We start from the raw sequence: 16,330 nt of genomic DNA on the forward strand, positions 1-16,330 counted from the left end.
TACGAATATGTCCTTCCCCAGCGTGGCGGCAGGAGGTTGCAGCCGGGGAAAGCTCTGCCGGGCGCGGTAAAATGTGATGCACCCGGACAGGATTCGCAGAAGCGGATTTAGGCCGCTTCCAGCCTGTCTTATGCCGCCTGCAGTTGCAAGCGCCGCATTGGCGGAAAGGCAAGCGCGATGGCGGCAGCCCCCAGCCCCACCAGGGAAGAGCCGATGAAGAGCCAGGAATAATTGGTGAAGGTATTGAAGATCCAGCCGCCGATCAAAGGCCCGGCGGCCATGCCGATGCTCGAGAGCATCGATGCCGCGCCAAAGACGGTGCCGATGACGCGCGGTCCGAAATATTCGCGCGCGAGCACGGCATAAAGCGGCATGACACCGCCATAGGCGCTGCCGAAGATGACCGCCAAAGCATAGAACTCGCCGAGTTCACTGACCATCAGATAGGTAGCAAGTGCCGCCGCCTGCACGAGAAGGCCCGCAACCAGCACCGGTTTCACACCGAGCCTGTCCGCCAGCGTCCCGTAAAGAAGACGGCCGCCAAGACCGGCAAGGCCCTCGACGCTATAGATGCTGACGGCTGCCATTGGCCCCACACCACAAATAGTGGCGTAACTTACCATGTGGAAGATCGGTCCGGAATGGGCTGCGCAGCAGGCGAAAAAAGTGGCGCCAAGCACGAGAAACTGCGGCGAGCGGAAGATCCGGCCGAGTGGCAGGCTCCGCTCTTCCCTCTGCCCGTCCAAGCCGGCAGCTTCTGCAAGAACAGGTGCCCGCCGCACCAGGAGTGCCGCCGGTATCAGCAGAACCCACGCCATGACGCCGATGACGAGCATGGCAAAACGCCAATCATAAGCTGAAATCAGGTAACGGGCGAAGGGCGATACCGTCATCGGTGCAACGCCCATGCCGGCTGAAACCAGGGACACGGCAAGGCCTCTGCCCTCGTCGAACCAAGCGGTCGTTGCCGCAATCATCGGCGCGAAGAAGGCACTGGCGGCGAGGCCGACGAGAATACCGTAGGTCAGCTGGAATTGCAGAAGCGAGCCCGCCCGACTTGCCAGGACGAGCGCCAGCCCAAGCAGCAACGCACCGATCATCACTACGATGCGGATGCCGAAGCGATCGCTCGCAGCACCCCAGGCAAAGGCGCCGAGACCCATGGTCAGGAAATTCAGCGTCATGGCGGCGGCGATGCCCGCATGCGACCAGCCTGTATCGGCGGCAATCGGCACCTGAAAGATCGCCAGGGAAAACATCGCGCCGAGCGCAACACAGGTCATCAGCGCGCCGGCACCGACAATCACCCAACGATAGGACGAACTCATTTTGCAGCTCCCTTCATCCGGTTCAGGTCAAGGTGCGAAAGATCCGATAATATGCTTTCGCGCCATGTCTGGAATAAAGACGATTGCGTCGGGACGATTTCGACATTGCTGCCGAAAAATTTTTAACGGCATTGCAAGCGATGCTTATGAAAGCCCGCCGCCGAGATTGCAGGAGGCAATGGGGGTTTCGATCCTTGATCTTGCGTCGCTGCCAGCATCCGGAATTTAATCTTGAGCTCATATAGGGCTGCTAAGACAACCGCCTCGATGCTGGAAGACCCTGCTTCGCGGCCGTAAGGCCGTCGCATGCAGCTGCAAATGACATACAGGCTCAAAGCAATACCGAACCAGATTCATATCATGGAGCGGACCATTCAATGGCTCATATCGTCATCATCAATCCGCGTTTTGAAACCTCCTATTGGGGCATGGAGCATGCTCTGCCCCTGTTCGACGTGAAGGCCAACCTGCCGGTGGCCTGCCTGCCTTTGCTGGCGGCGCTGACGCCGGACGAACATACCGTCACTTTGGTGGACGAGAATATCGAGCCTATAGACTACGGCCTTTGCGAGAAGGCCGATATCGTTGCGCTGACGGGCATGATCGTGCAGCGCTTCCGTATGACGGAAATCCTGACCGAGCTCAAACGGCGCAATTGTTTTACCGTCGTCGGCGGACCTTGGGTTACGGTCAAGGAGGATTATTTCGGCAATCTCGTCGATGTCTCCTTCATCGGCGAGGCGGAGGAGACATGGCCCAAATTCCTGGCTGAATGGCAGGAGGGTCATCATGCCCGGCGCTACGAACAGGCCGACAAGACGGATATGAGCAAGGTGCCCGTGCCGCGCTTCGATCTTCTGAAGATGGACGAATATGCTGTCGGCAGCATCCAGTTTTCGCGCGGCTGTCCCTTCACCTGCGATTTTTGCGATATCATTGTGGTTTTCGGCCGCAAGCCGCGCATCAAGACCAGCACGCAGATCATCGCCGAGATGGAAGCGCTGCTCGCATCCGGAATGGATACGGCCTTCATCGTCGACGACAATCTGATCGGCAACAAGAAGGCGATCAAGGAAGTGCTGCGGGATGTCGTCGCCTGGCAGGAGCGCCATCATTATCCGATGACGTTCCTGACGGAGGCGTCGATCGATCTTGCTGACGATGCCGAATTGATGCAGCTGATGGTCGATGCCAATATCCGCGTCGTCTTCATTGGCATCGAAACGCCAAACGAGGAAGCGCTGCGCGAAACCAAGAAGCTGCAGAACCTACGCAAGGGCGGGACGATGCTGGACAAGATCCACGCGATCCAGCAGACCGGCATGGAAGTCTGGTGCGGCATGATCCTGGGCTTCGATAGCGACGATGCGACCATCTTCGATGCGCAGCGGGTTTTCATCAGGGATGCGCGCATCGTCAACGCCATGATCGGCATGCTGGCGGCAATTCCGAAGACGCCGCTCTATACGCGCCTCGCCAAGGAAGGTCGCCTCGATCACGACGATCCGCCCGCTTACGGCACCAATGTCATCCCGCTCAATCTCTCGCGCGAAACGCTGCGGGACGGATATCTTTCTGTCCTCAGCGACCTTCATGAGCCGGCCGCCTATTTCGATCGGCTGGATGCGCTTTACATCGACGCGCGTATCGAACCGGAAAGTACCCGCTTACGCCATCTGCGCCGCCACCCGCTGCGTTTGCTGGCGCTCAACGCGACATGGGCATTGGAGGCGGTCGGGATTTTCCTCCGGCTGATGCGCCGGGTGAAGGAGGCCGATTTGCGCGCCATTTACCGCGCGCGGCTTTTCAATCTCCTGCGGCATCGGCGCTCTCCCGTCGTGCTGCAAATCTATGCCATCAAATGCGCCATGCATTATCACGCCCATATCATGGTGCAGCAGATGCGCACCGGCGGCGGTATCGTCAATTCGTTCTAGCAAGCTCAGAAAATTGTGCTTATCGTCGGACCTGCCTTGCAGCCGCTTTGACGTCGCTGCCACTGTTGCTTCGCTGCAACATATTGTGCCGGATATTTGCAATTCGAAATTGTGGGGTTGTCGATTTGTGGATCTCGCGTATGATTACGGCATCCGCAAATCGAACAAGGAGGCGTGATATGCATAATCTACATATGTTTACGTACGTCTCCGGCGGAATGACGTCGATCGCCATGGTGTGTGCTGCACCAACCGCGCGACGACTCTATAACTAAAGCTTCAAAAAGCTTTATCTGCCGCCACTTAGGCGTTTTTCCATTAAACCTATATGACTTGCCGAGGGAATGATTTGGTGCGTCGTTGACGCATTCGCTCCTGAAGCCGGTCAAGCTTCAAGAGGACCTGGTCGCGTGATCGCGCTAGGAATAACCATGACACATTCACAATTTATAGTTGCCGAAAGTTTGACGGCGGCTGTCGATGAACTGTACCAGAAATTCGGTGCCTGGAGGACTGCACGCGCCCTGCTGTTTGTCGCCTGGAAACGGCGGCAGATCTATGAGGATGTATCCGGATTATCGAATTATCAGCTTCGTGATATCGGCCTTCCCGAGCGTGAGGAAGGGTTGGATTATCGCAGCTTGCTGGCGTTGCATGTGAGCCGCCTTAAGTGAGGTGGGCTTGATGCAGATGGACGCTTTACGGCTCGTCCTTCTTGACCTCTGTTGGTTCGAGAATGGCGGCGCGGCTGCAAAATCACGACGGACGGGAAACCATTTGTATGGTGTGTTCACTGCTCCGTTCGCGGCAGCCTACCTATCAGCCGCCGCACGGTGGATATCGCAGGGGGAGGCGATGCCTTCCCCTGCGACCTGACTGGTGTCGAAAGCTGAAACTAACCGATATCTTTTCTTACCGACAGCGTACTGGTCCGAATTCTCCAATGAATGATGAAGTGTCGCCTGGAGAGGGTCGCAATCTTCCCGCAATCCGCTTATGCAATGCAGTCGTTCCATTTTGGGGGATGGTTCATTGCGGATATTGTTGCTTGAAGACGAGCCGGAAATGGCTGCGGCGCTGAGCGCTGCGTTGCAGGCTCGCGATGCCATCGTCGATCACGTATCGATCCTGGCCGATGCCGAAGAGGCTGCGATCAATCTCCCTTATGATGTCATTCTTCTCGACCGGCAGGTTCCGGACGGCGACGGCTTGTCGATCATTCCGAAGCTGAGGGCTGCCGGCATCGATACGCCTGTCATCGTGCTGACGGCGCGCGGCGATCTCGGGGATCGCATCGGCGGTCTTGATAGCGGTGCCGATGATTACCTCGTCAAACCCTTTGCGGTGGAGGAACTGCTGGCGCGACTGCGCGCTATCCTGAGGCGCCCCGGCGAGCTACGCAGCGAGGTGGTGAATTTCGGCAGGCTTTCCTATGATTTCGGCTGTCATGACATCTTGATCGAAGGTGAACGGCTTGAACTGCCGCGCCGGGAAATTCTGGTCTTCGAGGCGCTTGCGCGCCGGCTTGGCCGCACGGTGCCGCGCCATGCTCTGGAAGAGGCCGTTTACGGGTTCAGCGAAGATATCCAGTCGAATACGCTGGATGCGCATATCTCTCGTCTTCGCCGCAAGCTTGCCTCCGTGGAGCCCGGACTGGAGATTCATCCCGTTCGCGGCATCGGCTATCTGATGAGACTGAAACCATGAGCGCAAGCCAGCCTTCCCTGCGATGGCGTCTCGTATCGCGTTTATCATTCCTGCAGGCGATTTTCCTGTCGCTGCTTGCGGTGCTCATCGTCGCCGCTCTGTGGGCGACCGGCAGCTTTATCTCGCTTCAGCCGGAAGACGAGACCATCGATGCCATCTCACGGTCGATTGGCCGCGATCAGAATGGCGCCCTTACGCTGAAGGAGACGTCAGCGCTTTTGGCGCGGCGTGGCGATTTACCAGGTCTCTGGTTCGTCGTGCGCGATCGCAGCGGCGCCGCGATCAAGGACGGAAACGTACCTGGAGCCTATGCCGCGATCGGCGCGGCGCTCGATGGCATCGGACAGGCCCGTTTCGGCAGCAATCTCGGTGGCAGTGCCGTGCCTGCCGCCCGGCTGCAATGGGTCTCGTCGCCGGCAGGCGAGGTCCAGGTTCTGACGGGCATGGATGGCAGCGTGTCGACGGTCCGCATCCTTGGAGCCATGGGCATCGTCTTCTTCAGCGCCCTTCTGCCGCTGCTGATCGTCACGGCGATCGCAACGATGATTGCCGCGCCATTGGTGGTTCGCCGCGCTTTTTCCTCGCTCGATTCCGCCGTCGCCCGCGCCGGGCAGATCGATATCAATCGCCGGGGAACGCGGCTGCCGGTCGACGATGTCCCGCGCGAGATCCTGCCGCTTGTCGAAGCCGTCAATGATGCATTAAGGCGGCTGGACGAAGGCTATGAGCGGCAGAAGCGTCTTTTCTCTCATCTTGCCCATGAATGGCGAACCCCGGTCGCGATCCTGCAGGCACGTCTCGATGGCTTGCCGGCAGGCCCTTTGAAGGAGCGGCTGTTCGAAGATACCGTCCGCCTTGCGACCCTTGCCGAGCAGTTCCTCGATCTTCAGCGCCTCAATCACCGCTTCGAGCCGGTTTCGATCGATCTTGTAGAGGTCGCGGAGCATGTCGTTTCGGAGCTGGCGCCGCTCGCGATCGCCGCCAACTACGAGCCCTGCTTCGTCAAGGACGAAGAGGCCGTGGACGTCCTTGGCGATCGCATGGCCATCGAGCGGGCCGTCACCAACCTCGTGCAGAATGCGATTCAGCATGGCGGCCGCCGTGGCAGGATCATCGTCCATGTCGGCCGTGCCACTGGCATCACCGTTAGCGACGAAGGAAACGGTGTCCCGCAAGAGGAGCGAGACCGCATCTTCGAACCGTTTCACCGCCTCCAGGGACGCAGCAAAGGGTTCGGCCTCGGGCTGAACCTTGTCCAGGAGATTGCGAGGCTCCACGGCGGAAAGGTTTGCGTCATCGACGGACCGACGGTTGGTGCGTCTTTCAGATTGAGCTTTCCGATGGCCGGATAGCCTATTGGCTCCCAATGCAATGTTCTCGCAATCGGTTCCTCTTAGGAAAAGCCTGCCACGCAGGCGAATCTCCTGAAGCCCTACTGACGGGAACATATGTCAAACACATCACTATTCTTGCGAACTCTGCTGACCAATCCGCGCATGGTGGGAGCGATCGCCCCCTCCGGCCCGGTTTTAGCCAATCTAATTACAAGCGAAATCGGTCCTTCGTCGGGACCGATCCTGGAGCTCGGCCCGGGCACGGGAGTGTTCACACGAGCCCTGCTCGCACGCGGCATATGCGAACGCGATATTACGCTGATTGAATCCGCTGATAGTTTTGCCAGTCTGCTGCGACAGCGGTTTCCTGATTCCCGCGTCATCTGCGCCGATGCTGCGCGGCTTGATGCTGACGACTTTCCGGAAGGAGAGCAGTTCGGATGTGCGATCAGCGGGTTGCCGCTGCTCAACATGTCGCCGAAGACGGTCATTGCCATTCTGACCGCGGTCTCGGCGAGGCTGCGTGAGGGTGGCGCGCTCTATCAGTTCACCTATGGCCTGCGCTGTCCGATACCGCATCGCCTGCTCGACCGGTATGGCTTTAAGGCAACGCTGCAGGGCCAAGTGCTGCGCAACTTTCCGCCTGCCAGGGTCTATAAGATCGTCCGGCGCAGGCCGATAAATTCTCCGGCTGCCGCCATATGAGTGCCTCCTCCTATGTGCTGGATGCTTTGCCCGATTTGGCGGCGTGGGGACTGTTCGGCCTTGCATTGTGTTCCGCGATCGAGAAGCTTATCCCCATCTTACCATCGATCGCCTTGTTCTTGATGCTGGGCATGCTGGGTGTCGTCAACCCGGTCGATTTGCCCGCAGTGATCGCCGTTACCGCCGCCGGTTCAACGGCAGGCTCGCTGTTCTGGTATGGAATAGGCCGTTGGCTGGGACCTGCGCGTGGCGACCGCTTCGTGCTAAGGTTGACGCAGCGTCTGGATATCAAAGAAGAGTGGTACCCGCGCCTGAAGCGCAATTATCATGGTCATCCCATACGGGCCACGCTCTTCGGTCAGCTTGTGCCTATCGTTCGCGCCTATATGGCATTGCCAGCAGGCGTGCTTGCCATACCGGCGCCGGGCTTTGCCATCGCGACTTTCTGCGGCGCGTTGATTTGGAATACGCCGTTTCTGGTATCGGGCTATTTGTTGCGTCGACAGATACTGGCGCCGGATACGGCAACACCTGCCGCGGTCGCAGCAATCATCTTGGTCAATCTTCTGCTGCTTGTGCTGCTGCGATTTTACCGGCCAAGCCGCAGCGCGGCTTAGCCGGTCATCACGCTTACCGTTGGCTATACGGTCAGAACGGCGTATATGACGCCGCCGTTTTCGCCGCGCGTAAGAGAAACATCGGCGATCGGGTGCTTGACCTTGTCGATGATGGACTGAACATCCTCATCCGTTCGCCAGATCAGCGGCCAGTTCATGAAGGTTTCCATGTAACCTTCGACACCGATATCCTTGGCAAAGTTTGCGAGCAGGAACTTGCCGCCGGGCTTCAGCATCTGAAGGCAGCGCTCCGTCAGACGCACGGCTACGCTTTCGGCCAGATAATCGTAAAGGCCGGCTGCATAGATGAAGTCGAACGTGCCGAGCTTCTGTGCGCGTCCCAAAATGGTGCGAACGGAGCCGTTGATCGCTTCGATGCAGGTGCCATGGAAGGTCGAGCTCACCGTTCCGACACTGACCGGGTCCTGGTCAAGCGCGACCCAGCGCTTGAGCCTGCCGCTCTGCAGAGCCTTTGAGAGCTCGGCTTCGCGAAGATGGCCGGCCGCGATTGCCAGGACTTCGGCGCCATCCGTCGCCTCCGTCACCGCATCGACATGGGCTGCCAGGATCTCGCGCCTTTCACGCACGGCGACTGCGGAGGGTGCGCGCCTGGTGAAATCGTAAACTTCCGCGCCTAGCGCCGAAGCCTCCGCCACCTGTGCCGCAACGGCTGGATGTTCATAAATGAAATCCAGCAGATAGGCATCGCCGCTGTAGCCGCGCGGCTTTTCGAAGGACCATCGCGTCAGAGGGTCCTGCAGCAGGTAAGACGACACGGGATGCCCCTGCGCCACCGAGGCGAGATGTGCCCAGGTAAGGGGTGTCGTCTTGTTTTTCAGCGCCTGCAGACGCTCCGTCAAGGCTTGCATGGTGCCTGGAACGGGCGCGTTTGCTTCGAACGCCTGCTGCGTGAGGGAGAGAATGAGGGCGAGTTCGGCCTCGCCCTCCTTTATTTGGTCGGTTGCAATGTTGTTACCGGACGATCTCGTATGTTCCGAGATGGACTGAGTGGTAACGAGGCTGAAGCCATCGAGAGCGGTTTGAAATTGTTTCAATTTTAAATCATTCCGTGAACACTCCGCAAACCATATCTCAGATAAAAATTGAGCGCTATGGTTTTGTTAATGTCGCTACGTCAACGCTGTCGTTATCAAACGGATCAAATTGGCCGCCGTGGTAAAGCGAGCGATTGGTTCATTCGAGCGACGCAAAGGTAACGCGGTGGACATGAGGTCTCGGCTAACTCGGGTGATGATGAGCATGCGTCAATTGTCGGGAGGAACCGAACTTGGCCGGAGCGATGCTCTCGGCACGGATCGTCCCGACGAGCTGCGTGTGCTCTACAAAGCCTATAGCAACGATGCGCGGCGCGCCCTGGCTCGCAGCGGTCTGTGGCTTGCCGTGCCCGTCTATGTCCTTTTCCTCATCACGGATCTGGTCTTCATTCGGGACGTCTCGCATGTGACGATTCCAGCCCGGTTTCTGATCGGCGGTATTTCGCTTCTGGTACTGGAAATCCAGTTTTCCCGGCGACGCGCTGCCGGCGAGCTTGAGGCGACTTGTGCGGCAGCCGTCGTACTAGGATATATCGTGTGGTTGTTGCCGGCATTACAGACCACGAATGCGGAGGCGTTCTCCTATTACGCAGCGTTCGGCGCAATCTTCATGATGGGCGTTAACCTGTTCTTCAGTCTCGAGTTCGGCTTAGCGCTCGTCTCGTCGGGGCTGATCTTCGCCTCTTTTCTGCTGTCGCTTACGGAATTTCACTACAGCGCCGCCTATTGCCTGGCCTTTACGACCTTTTATCTATGCTGCTTCGTGTTCACTTCCTATGTGAACTGGAAATTGAACAAGGAACGCTTCAACGTCTTCCTCAATGCACGAGAGGCGGAATTGCAGCAGCGGCAGGCGACCGAGCGCGGCGAGGCGCTTCTGCGGCTTTCTATTACCGATTCCCTCACCGGAATGGAAAATAGAAGAGCGGCCGACATAAGGTTGAAGCAGTTTTGGGATCGCTGGCGCGAGAAGAATGCTCCGTTCGCCATTCTTCTGGTCGATGTCGACTTTTTCAAAAAGTACAATGACTATTATGGCCATCAGGAGGGCGACCACTGTCTTGTCACCGTTGCCAATGCGCTGTCGAATATCGTCGCTCCGCTGGGGGCGACGGTCGGGCGTTACGGTGGCGAGGAATTCATCGTCATTCTCGATCTGGAGAGCAGCGCGGATGCGCTGGCGCTGGCGGAGGCGATTTGCCAGGGGATCGAAGCTCTTGATATCGTCCACGCCCAGCGCCTGGACGGTTTCCGGCATGTCACGGTGAGCGTCGGCGCGACCATCACCAGAGACGTCGCGGGTGCCAAGCTGGAGAATGTGATCAACGAGGCCGACCGTGCTCTTTATTCCGCGAAGGCGAGTGGCCGCAATTGCGCAAGGGTCTTCGATCCGAACGAACTGCCAGGCGGCGACGCAGGCGAAAACATCGCGGCCATCCTGAAGATCGCCATTCAGCAGAATCTCGTTTCGCTGGTCTATCAGCCAATTCAATATCTCAAGACCGGCGAGATCGGCGCCTATGAGGCTCTGATGCGTCTGCAATTGCTTGACGGGTCGAGTTCTTCGCCGGCTGTCTTTATTCCTGTCGCGGAGCGAACGGGCGCTATCATCGAGCTCGGTTACTGGGCAATCAGAAGAGCATGCTGCGATTTGCTCACCCGCGACATCGTCGACACTGTCAGCATCAATGTGTCCCCAATCCAGCTGCGGGCCCCGGGTTTCGCCGCACAGGTCGCCGCTATCCTGGCAGAATCGGGCGTCTCGGGCCACAGGGTGGCGTTCGAGATCACCGAGGGTGTCGATATGGAGATACGCCCGGATGTGCTCGATAGCATTCAGGATCTGAAGAAGCTCGGCATCAAATTCTGGCTGGATGATTTCGGCACGGGCTTTGCCGGATTGTCATGGCTGCGTCTGATGGAATTCGAAACCGTCAAGATCGACAAGTCCTTCCTGCATGATGCGGCAAACAATGACGGCGCAAAGATTCTGCTTGAGGATATTATCGGCCTGGTCCGCAATCGCGGCCATCGTATCCTCGTCGAAGGCGTGGAAGACGAAGAGCAGCTCAATCTCGTCAAGTCCTTTGGCATCGACGCCGTTCAGGGATACCATATCGGCCGACCGGCACCGGCGCTCAAGCATCCGGTTGCAATGATGCGTACCGAGCGCCGCCGTCTTCAGGCGTCAGCCTGAGAGACTTGCTGTCACCAGGCCGAGGGTGATGAAAATGGCAAGCATCGACCTTTCCGAGGTCTATCGGGGATATATTACCTGTCTCAATGGGCAGGATTGGCCGAATCTGAGCAAATTCGTCCATGAAGATGTGTGCTATAACGGTGCCTATGTCGGGCTGTCAGGCTATCGGCAAATGCTCGAAGGCGATTTTCGCGCCATCCCCGATCTTCATTTCAATATAGCTCTGCTGATCTGCGAACCGCCACGCATCGCATGCCGCCTGCAATTTGATTGCAGGCCGACGGGAATGTTGTTCGGTATGGCGGTGAACGGCAGAAGGGTGCAGTTTGCCGAGAATGTCTTTTATGAGTTTCTGGATGGACGAATTCGAAACGTCTGGTCGATCATAGACAAGGCTGCCATTGCTGCCCAGCTTTGACAGGTCCCGCCATGGCATTATTCGCGCCCAAGGCGCAGTACCATGAAACCGGCCACAAAAGCGGCGAGGCCGCTTGCGATAATCGGGCCGGAATAGCTGCCGGTATGGTCGAAAATGAAGCCGGCGGCCGTTGGGCCGATCAGGGCTGCAATACCGACCGCCGTATATAGGTATCCGATGACGGCGCCGATATTGCGCGTGCCGAACAGATCGGCCGCCACAGCGGGATAAAGGCCGACGCAGCCGCCATAGCTCATACCGAACGTCAGTGCGAACAACACCAGCTGGATCATGCCTGATGCCGATGCCCAGAGCGCAAAGGACGCGGCGACGGCAAATGTCAGAGACGCCAATAGCCGCCGCCGGCCGAAGCGATCGCCGAGCCCGGCCAGGAAAAAGCGCCCGACGACGTTTCCGACGCCAATAAGGCCAACGAGGGTGGTTCCGTCTTGCAGCGAAAGACCGCTGTCCTGGGCTGCTGCAACGATATGGACATAGGGAATGAATGTGCAAAACGACGACAGAATTAGCACGGCATAGAAAAGATAGAAGCGCCCGTCACGCCATATGGCGGCATTTGCATGATTGCCCGCTCGGCTCAGGAGCGGGGTCTTATTGTCGCGCCTTTTGCGGATGAGTGTTGCGGCCGGCAATCCGAAGGCAGCAAAAAGACACGCAAGCGCGATGAAGCAGCCTCGCCAGCCGATGAAGGGGAGCGCCTGGCCGATCGCAAAGGGCAAGACCAGGGTGCCAAGGCCAATCCCAGCAGTCGCGATGCCCGACGCCTGGCTGCGTTTGCGGATAAACCAGGATTGCACAGCGCCAAGGGCTGGAACGTAGGAGAGGCCGATCCCCAGGCCCACGCCGAAGCCGTACCAGATGTAGAGCGACACGAGCGATCTAGCGCTGCTGGCGCCGATATAGCCGAGGATCATGGCAGCAAGCCCTAGGAGAACCAAACTGCGCGGCGACCATCTGTCGGCGAGCGGCCCGGCAAGCGCGCCGAGCGAGTAGAAGAGGAATGCGGAAATGGAGAAGACGAGCGCGATCTCGCCGCGAGAGGCGCTAAACTCCGCGGCAAGCCCCGGCAAGGTGGCGGAGAAAGAGTAAGCCGCGCCGAAGGTCACGGCCGTCAGCATATGGGTCGCGGCAACGACCTTCCATCCCTCCCGTGTGTCGGTTTCTTCGTGGTCACGCGAAAGGGCAAGGTCGGACATCGGCGCGCTCGGTCAAATCATGTTGCCGGCCAATATGGCTCACGGAGCAGCATTGGAAAAATGAATAGCGTTGATGTCTCTTATTGATTTTCCTAATTCATCCCACGGCCGATGTTGGCCTATTCGCGAATTGCTTGCGCGGCGGAGGCCAGGTCGGTTTCGATGAAGATGCAGGATCTGTCGGCAGTCTGCAGCACAGTGTCGGCGACGCTTCCATAGGAAAGGCTGCCAATGGCTCTCTTGCTTACGCCGAGGACGATAAGATTATATCCGCCGCTGCGCGCATGCCGCAGGATCGATAGCTCCGGTGAGGGGCCTTGCTGCACGACCTTTTCGATCTGCACGTCATAGTAATCTGCGATGGCGCCGACCTTGTTCAGAACGTCCCAATGGTCGTTGCCGTGGTCGCTGATGCGAGGGATGGCTCTGACCTGTCGCGGTTCGAGGATCAGCAGAACGCCACAATGCGCGTTTGCCGCCTTTGCAATCGCGAGCCCGAATTCCGCTGCGCGAATGGAGCGTTCTGTGCCGCTGACGGGCAGGAGGATCCGCAGATCTCCGGGCCGCTCCGGAAGCAGGCCCCGCGCCGTCACGATGGCGGGCGTGCCCTGGAAGGCCGAAGTCATGGCCTGCAAAGTTGCGCTGAAGCGCCCATCCTCGTCTGTGGAAGGTTCGATGCCGGTGAAGAGAAGATCGTGACCTGTGTCCGATGTATCGCCAAGTACGGTTTCGAGCGCATCGTTCTTTTCGCGGACCGTGACGTGAATATCGCTTTCTGTCGCCAGGCCCTTCTCAGCCGGCGCCAATGTAAGCAGGTCGGCTGCGCATTGGCGGAGATCCTCGGCAACAGCTCGGGCTTGTGACGGTGGTCCTGCGGCACCTGCCATTTCCGGCTCTTTGCCAGCATGCTTCGGCTCGCGCACATCGAGAACGGTGACCGGCATCTTGCGCGTCACAGCGAAGAAGGCGGCGATCCAGGTTGCCAGTCGGCTGCTTTGCGAACCGTCGACAGCCAGCAGGATGCGTTCAAAATTTCCGAGAAAGCTCTCGCTTTCGAATTCTTCGCGCTCCAGACGATTGCGCTCCTCTTCGCGCAGCGGCAGGCGGGCAAGCGCCCACCGAAGCGTCGGTGGCATCGCCATCGTGGTGATGACGGCCATGGCGACGATGACGGAAAAGAGTTTTTCGTCCAATACTCCGACCGACAGGCCTATGGTCGCAACGATCACCTCCGTCGATCCCCTTGCATTCATGCCGCAGCCGAGCGCCAGAGCCTCCGATGCCGAATAGCCGCCGAACCTGGCGGCGGCAAAAGCGCCGCCGAATTTGCCGACGCTCGCTATGATCACGACAGCAGCCGTTAGCAGCAATATGGAGGGATCGGCCAGCACAGTGAGATCGGTCTGCAGGCCGGTCAACCCGAAGAAGACGGGCATGAAGAGCGCCGTCGTCAAGGCGCGGAGCTGCACATCGATCTGACGCGTGAGAATGGGCGATTCACCCACAAGAATCCCGGCCACGAAAGCGCCGAGCACGGTATGGACCCCGATGAAATTGGTGATGATTGCCATCGTACCCATGATTGCGACGATGGCGCTGAGCACAGGCAGGTCGCTACGGAAATTGTCGTTGGTCCAGCGGATGATTTCGAAGACCGCCCGTCTGCCGACGGTGAAGCTGACGGCCATGAAAGCCAATGTGCCGATGACGCTGGTCGCGAGCGTCGTCAGATCAACCGCGCCTTTTTCGGCCAAGCCGAACGTTATGGCGATGATGACCCATCCGATCGTATCGTCGATGATGGCGGAGGCGACGATCAACTGGCCGATGTTCCGGCGCATGAAGTCCATCTCGCGAACTACGGAAGCGACGATCTTCACCGACGAGATGGAAAGCGCAGTGCCGAGGAAGAGCGAGGTGACCAATCGCTTTTGAGGATCGGGAAGCAAGGCATCGGGAATGAGTTCACCCAAGGCAAATCCCGCAGCAAACGGAATGGCGATACCGGTCAGCGAGACGCCAGCCGCAGATTTGCGCAAGCGTTTTGCAAGACCCAGATCGGTTTCCATGCCGGCAAGCAGCAGGAGAAAGAGAATGCCGAGCTGGCCGATCGCGTCGGTCATGCTCTTTTGTGCGCCATCCGAAGGAAAAAGGTTTGCCTGTGCATGGGGGAAGATCAGGCCGAAGAGGGAAGGGCCGAGAATGATGCCGGCAATGATCTGACCCATGATTGATGGCTGGCCGATGCGCACCATCAATTCGCCGAGCAATCTGCCCGATACGACAAGCAGAATGATTTGGATCAGAAACAGCCCTTCCGAAGGGTGACTGGCCTTCTGCCCCTCGGCGGCGAAGGCGGATTGCGCAATCGACAGCAATAGGGTGATGGCAATGAAAGTGATAAGGGCGCTTGGCGGAAATGCTTTTAAAACATTCTGGCGTGACGGCATGGACTGATCCCACTGAGCAGCAGGAAAAACGCGCCAGAGCCTTTGCCGTTCCAGATTTTATCGCTGGTTGTAGCCTTCAGTCCCCAGGCGTCGGGGGTCGGCCGTGAGCATGGTCCGTCGATTAGGTGGCGACGGACCATAGGCTGGCCAGAACGATTAGACCCGCTCTAGCGCGATGGCGATGCCCTGGCCGACGCCGATGCACATGGTCGACAGCGAATAACGGCCGCCGGTTTCCTTCAATTCCAGAGCTGCAGTGCCGGTGATGCGGGCACCGGACATGCCAAGCGGATGTCCAAGCGCGATAGCGCCGCCGTTGCGGTTGACGCGCGCGTCGTCATCGGCAACGCCGAGTTCGCGCAATACGGCAAGCCCCTGCGAAGCGAAGGCCTCGTTCAATTCGATGACGTCGAACTGTTCCTGGCGCATGTTTAGGCGGGCCATCAGCTTGCGCGAGGCGGGAACCGGCCCGATACCCATGATGCGTGGGGCAACACCTGCTGCCGCGCCGCCGAGGATGCGGGCAATCGGCGTCAGGCCATATTTCCGGGCAGCAGCTTCTGAAGCAATGATCAGCGCAGCAGCGCCATCATTGACGCCGGAAGCATTGCCGGCTGTCACCGTGCCGCCTTCCTTCTTGAAGGGCGTGCCGAGCTTAGCAAGCGCTTCTATGGTGGTTGCGCGCGGATGCTCGTCCTTGCTGACGATAACCGCATCGCCCTTGCGCTGCGGGATCGTGACCGAAATTATTTCCTTGGCAAGCCGGCCGTTCTCCTGTGCTGCCGCGGCCTTTGCCTGCGAGCGAACGGCAAAGGCGTCCTGATCTTCGCGGGAAACCTTATAGTCTTCGGCGACATTCTCGCCGGTTTCCGGCATGGAATCGACGCCATACTGCTTCTTCATGACAGGGTTGATGAAGCGCCAGCCGATGGTGGTGTCATAGATCTCGGCATTGCGCGAAAAGGCGCTTTCGGCCTTAGGAATGACGAAGGGTGCGCGCGACATGCTCTCGACGCCGCCAGCGATCATCAAATCAGCTTCGCCGGCGCGGATGGCGCGAGCGGCTGCGATAATGGCATCCATGCCGGAACCGCAAAGGCGGTTGATCGTCGTGCCCGACACCGAGATCGGCAGGCCGGCCAACAGGCTTGCCATGCGCGCGACGTTGCGATTGTCTTCGCCGGCCTGATTGGCGCAGCCGTAGATCACGTCGTCGACGGCTTCCCAGTCGACAGAGCCGTTGCGTTCGATCAGCGCCTTCAGTGGCACTGCACCGAGATCGTCGGCGCGGACGGAAGAAAGCGATCCGCCGAAGCGGCCGATCGGCGTGCGGATATAGTCACAGATGAAGGCTTCGGTCAT

Annotated in this window: 13 protein-coding genes; 8 read left to right on the forward strand and 5 right to left on the reverse strand. The window is 58.8% G+C overall.

Annotation, left to right across the window (positions count from 1 at the left end):
• Positions 1-128: 128 nt before the first annotated feature.
• Positions 129-1,328, reverse strand: a complete 1,200-nt coding sequence (locus tag ACYJRZ_RS14515) for an MFS transporter (RefSeq protein ID WP_459459839.1) — start codon at positions 1,326-1,328, stop codon at positions 129-131.
• Positions 1,329-1,705: 377 nt separating this feature from the next.
• Between ACYJRZ_RS14515 and ACYJRZ_RS14520 the strand changes: the two genes are divergently transcribed.
• The 6 genes from ACYJRZ_RS14520 (at position 1,706) to ACYJRZ_RS14545 (ending at position 7,628) form a co-directional block, all read left to right on the forward strand.
• Complete coding sequence (locus ACYJRZ_RS14520) at positions 1,706-3,265, forward strand: B12-binding domain-containing radical SAM protein (RefSeq protein ID WP_459459841.1); 1,560 nt, start codon at positions 1,706-1,708, stop codon at positions 3,263-3,265.
• 431 nt (positions 3,266-3,696) lie between these two features.
• Entirely contained in the window at positions 3,697-3,939 is a 243-nt protein-coding gene (locus ACYJRZ_RS14525; RefSeq protein ID WP_459459843.1) for a DUF1127 domain-containing protein, read from the forward strand.
• Between the two features lie 358 nt (positions 3,940-4,297).
• Complete coding sequence (locus tag ACYJRZ_RS14530; protein ID WP_459459845.1) at positions 4,298-4,972, forward strand: response regulator transcription factor; 675 nt, start codon at positions 4,298-4,300, stop codon at positions 4,970-4,972.
• Complete coding sequence (locus tag ACYJRZ_RS14535; protein ID WP_459459847.1) at positions 4,969-6,324, forward strand: sensor histidine kinase; 1,356 nt, start codon at positions 4,969-4,971, stop codon at positions 6,322-6,324. The genes ACYJRZ_RS14530 and ACYJRZ_RS14535 overlap by 4 nt, the downstream gene beginning before the upstream one ends.
• Positions 6,325-6,420: 96 nt before the next feature.
• Positions 6,421-7,011 (forward strand): class I SAM-dependent methyltransferase, encoded by a 591-nt coding sequence (locus ACYJRZ_RS14540; RefSeq protein WP_459459849.1) that lies wholly within the window; start codon positions 6,421-6,423, stop codon positions 7,009-7,011.
• Positions 7,008-7,628: a DedA family protein gene (locus ACYJRZ_RS14545; protein ID WP_459459851.1), complete on the forward strand. Its 621-nt coding sequence runs from the start codon at positions 7,008-7,010 to the stop codon at positions 7,626-7,628. The genes ACYJRZ_RS14540 and ACYJRZ_RS14545 overlap by 4 nt, the downstream gene beginning before the upstream one ends.
• A 23-nt stretch (positions 7,629-7,651) precedes the next feature.
• On the opposite strand, the gene ACYJRZ_RS14550 is transcribed toward ACYJRZ_RS14545, so the two are convergent.
• Positions 7,652-8,683, reverse strand: coding sequence for a class I SAM-dependent methyltransferase (locus ACYJRZ_RS14550; RefSeq protein ID WP_459459853.1), 1,032 nt, complete (start codon positions 8,681-8,683; stop codon positions 7,652-7,654).
• 196 nt (positions 8,684-8,879) lie between these two features.
• Here ACYJRZ_RS14550 and ACYJRZ_RS14555 point away from each other — a divergent pair, with 196 nt between their 5' ends.
• Entirely contained in the window at positions 8,880-10,880 is a 2,001-nt protein-coding gene (locus ACYJRZ_RS14555) for a putative bifunctional diguanylate cyclase/phosphodiesterase (RefSeq protein ID WP_459459855.1), read from the forward strand.
• A gap of 34 nt (positions 10,881-10,914) precedes the next feature.
• Entirely contained in the window at positions 10,915-11,301 is a 387-nt protein-coding gene (locus ACYJRZ_RS14560) for an ester cyclase (RefSeq protein ID WP_459459857.1), read from the forward strand.
• A gap of 17 nt (positions 11,302-11,318) precedes the next feature.
• Here ACYJRZ_RS14560 and ACYJRZ_RS14565 read toward each other — a convergent pair whose 3' ends face one another.
• From ACYJRZ_RS14565 to pcaF, 3 genes are all read right to left on the reverse strand, one after another.
• Positions 11,319-12,518, reverse strand: coding sequence for an MFS transporter (locus tag ACYJRZ_RS14565; RefSeq protein WP_459459859.1), 1,200 nt, complete (start codon positions 12,516-12,518; stop codon positions 11,319-11,321).
• A 119-nt stretch (positions 12,519-12,637) separates the two neighbouring features.
• A complete protein-coding gene (locus ACYJRZ_RS14570; protein WP_459459861.1) occupies positions 12,638-14,968 on the reverse strand; it encodes a cation:proton antiporter domain-containing protein in 2,331 nt (776 codons plus the stop codon).
• A gap of 156 nt (positions 14,969-15,124) precedes the next feature.
• Positions 15,125-16,330, reverse strand: a complete 1,206-nt coding sequence (pcaF, locus tag ACYJRZ_RS14575; RefSeq protein WP_459459863.1) for a 3-oxoadipyl-CoA thiolase — start codon at positions 16,328-16,330, stop codon at positions 15,125-15,127.

Source organism: Rhizobium sp. No.120, from assembly GCF_054558365.1.

Coding starts and splice junctions, on each gene's coding strand:
- ACYJRZ_RS14540 (WP_459459849.1), top strand. CDS start 6,421: ATGTCAAACACATCACTATTCTTGCGAACTCTGCTGACCAATCCGCGC.
- ACYJRZ_RS14545 (WP_459459851.1), top strand. CDS start 7,008: ATGAGTGCCTCCTCCTATGTGCTGGATGCTTTGCCCGATTTGGCGGCG.
- ACYJRZ_RS14570 (WP_459459861.1), bottom strand. CDS start 14,968: ATGCCGTCACGCCAGAATGTTTTAAAAGCATTTCCGCCAAGCGCCCTT.
- pcaF (WP_459459863.1), bottom strand. CDS start 16,330: ATGACCGAAGCCTTCATCTGTGACTATATCCGCACGCCGATCGGCCGC.
- ACYJRZ_RS14535 (WP_459459847.1), top strand. CDS start 4,969: ATGAGCGCAAGCCAGCCTTCCCTGCGATGGCGTCTCGTATCGCGTTTA.
- ACYJRZ_RS14565 (WP_459459859.1), bottom strand. CDS start 12,518: ATGTCCGACCTTGCCCTTTCGCGTGACCACGAAGAAACCGACACACGG.
- ACYJRZ_RS14555 (WP_459459855.1), top strand. CDS start 8,880: ATGATGAGCATGCGTCAATTGTCGGGAGGAACCGAACTTGGCCGGAGC.
- ACYJRZ_RS14525 (WP_459459843.1), top strand. CDS start 3,697: ATGACACATTCACAATTTATAGTTGCCGAAAGTTTGACGGCGGCTGTC.
- ACYJRZ_RS14560 (WP_459459857.1), top strand. CDS start 10,915: ATGGCAAGCATCGACCTTTCCGAGGTCTATCGGGGATATATTACCTGT.
- ACYJRZ_RS14515 (WP_459459839.1), bottom strand. CDS start 1,328: ATGAGTTCGTCCTATCGTTGGGTGATTGTCGGTGCCGGCGCGCTGATG.
- ACYJRZ_RS14520 (WP_459459841.1), top strand. CDS start 1,706: ATGGCTCATATCGTCATCATCAATCCGCGTTTTGAAACCTCCTATTGG.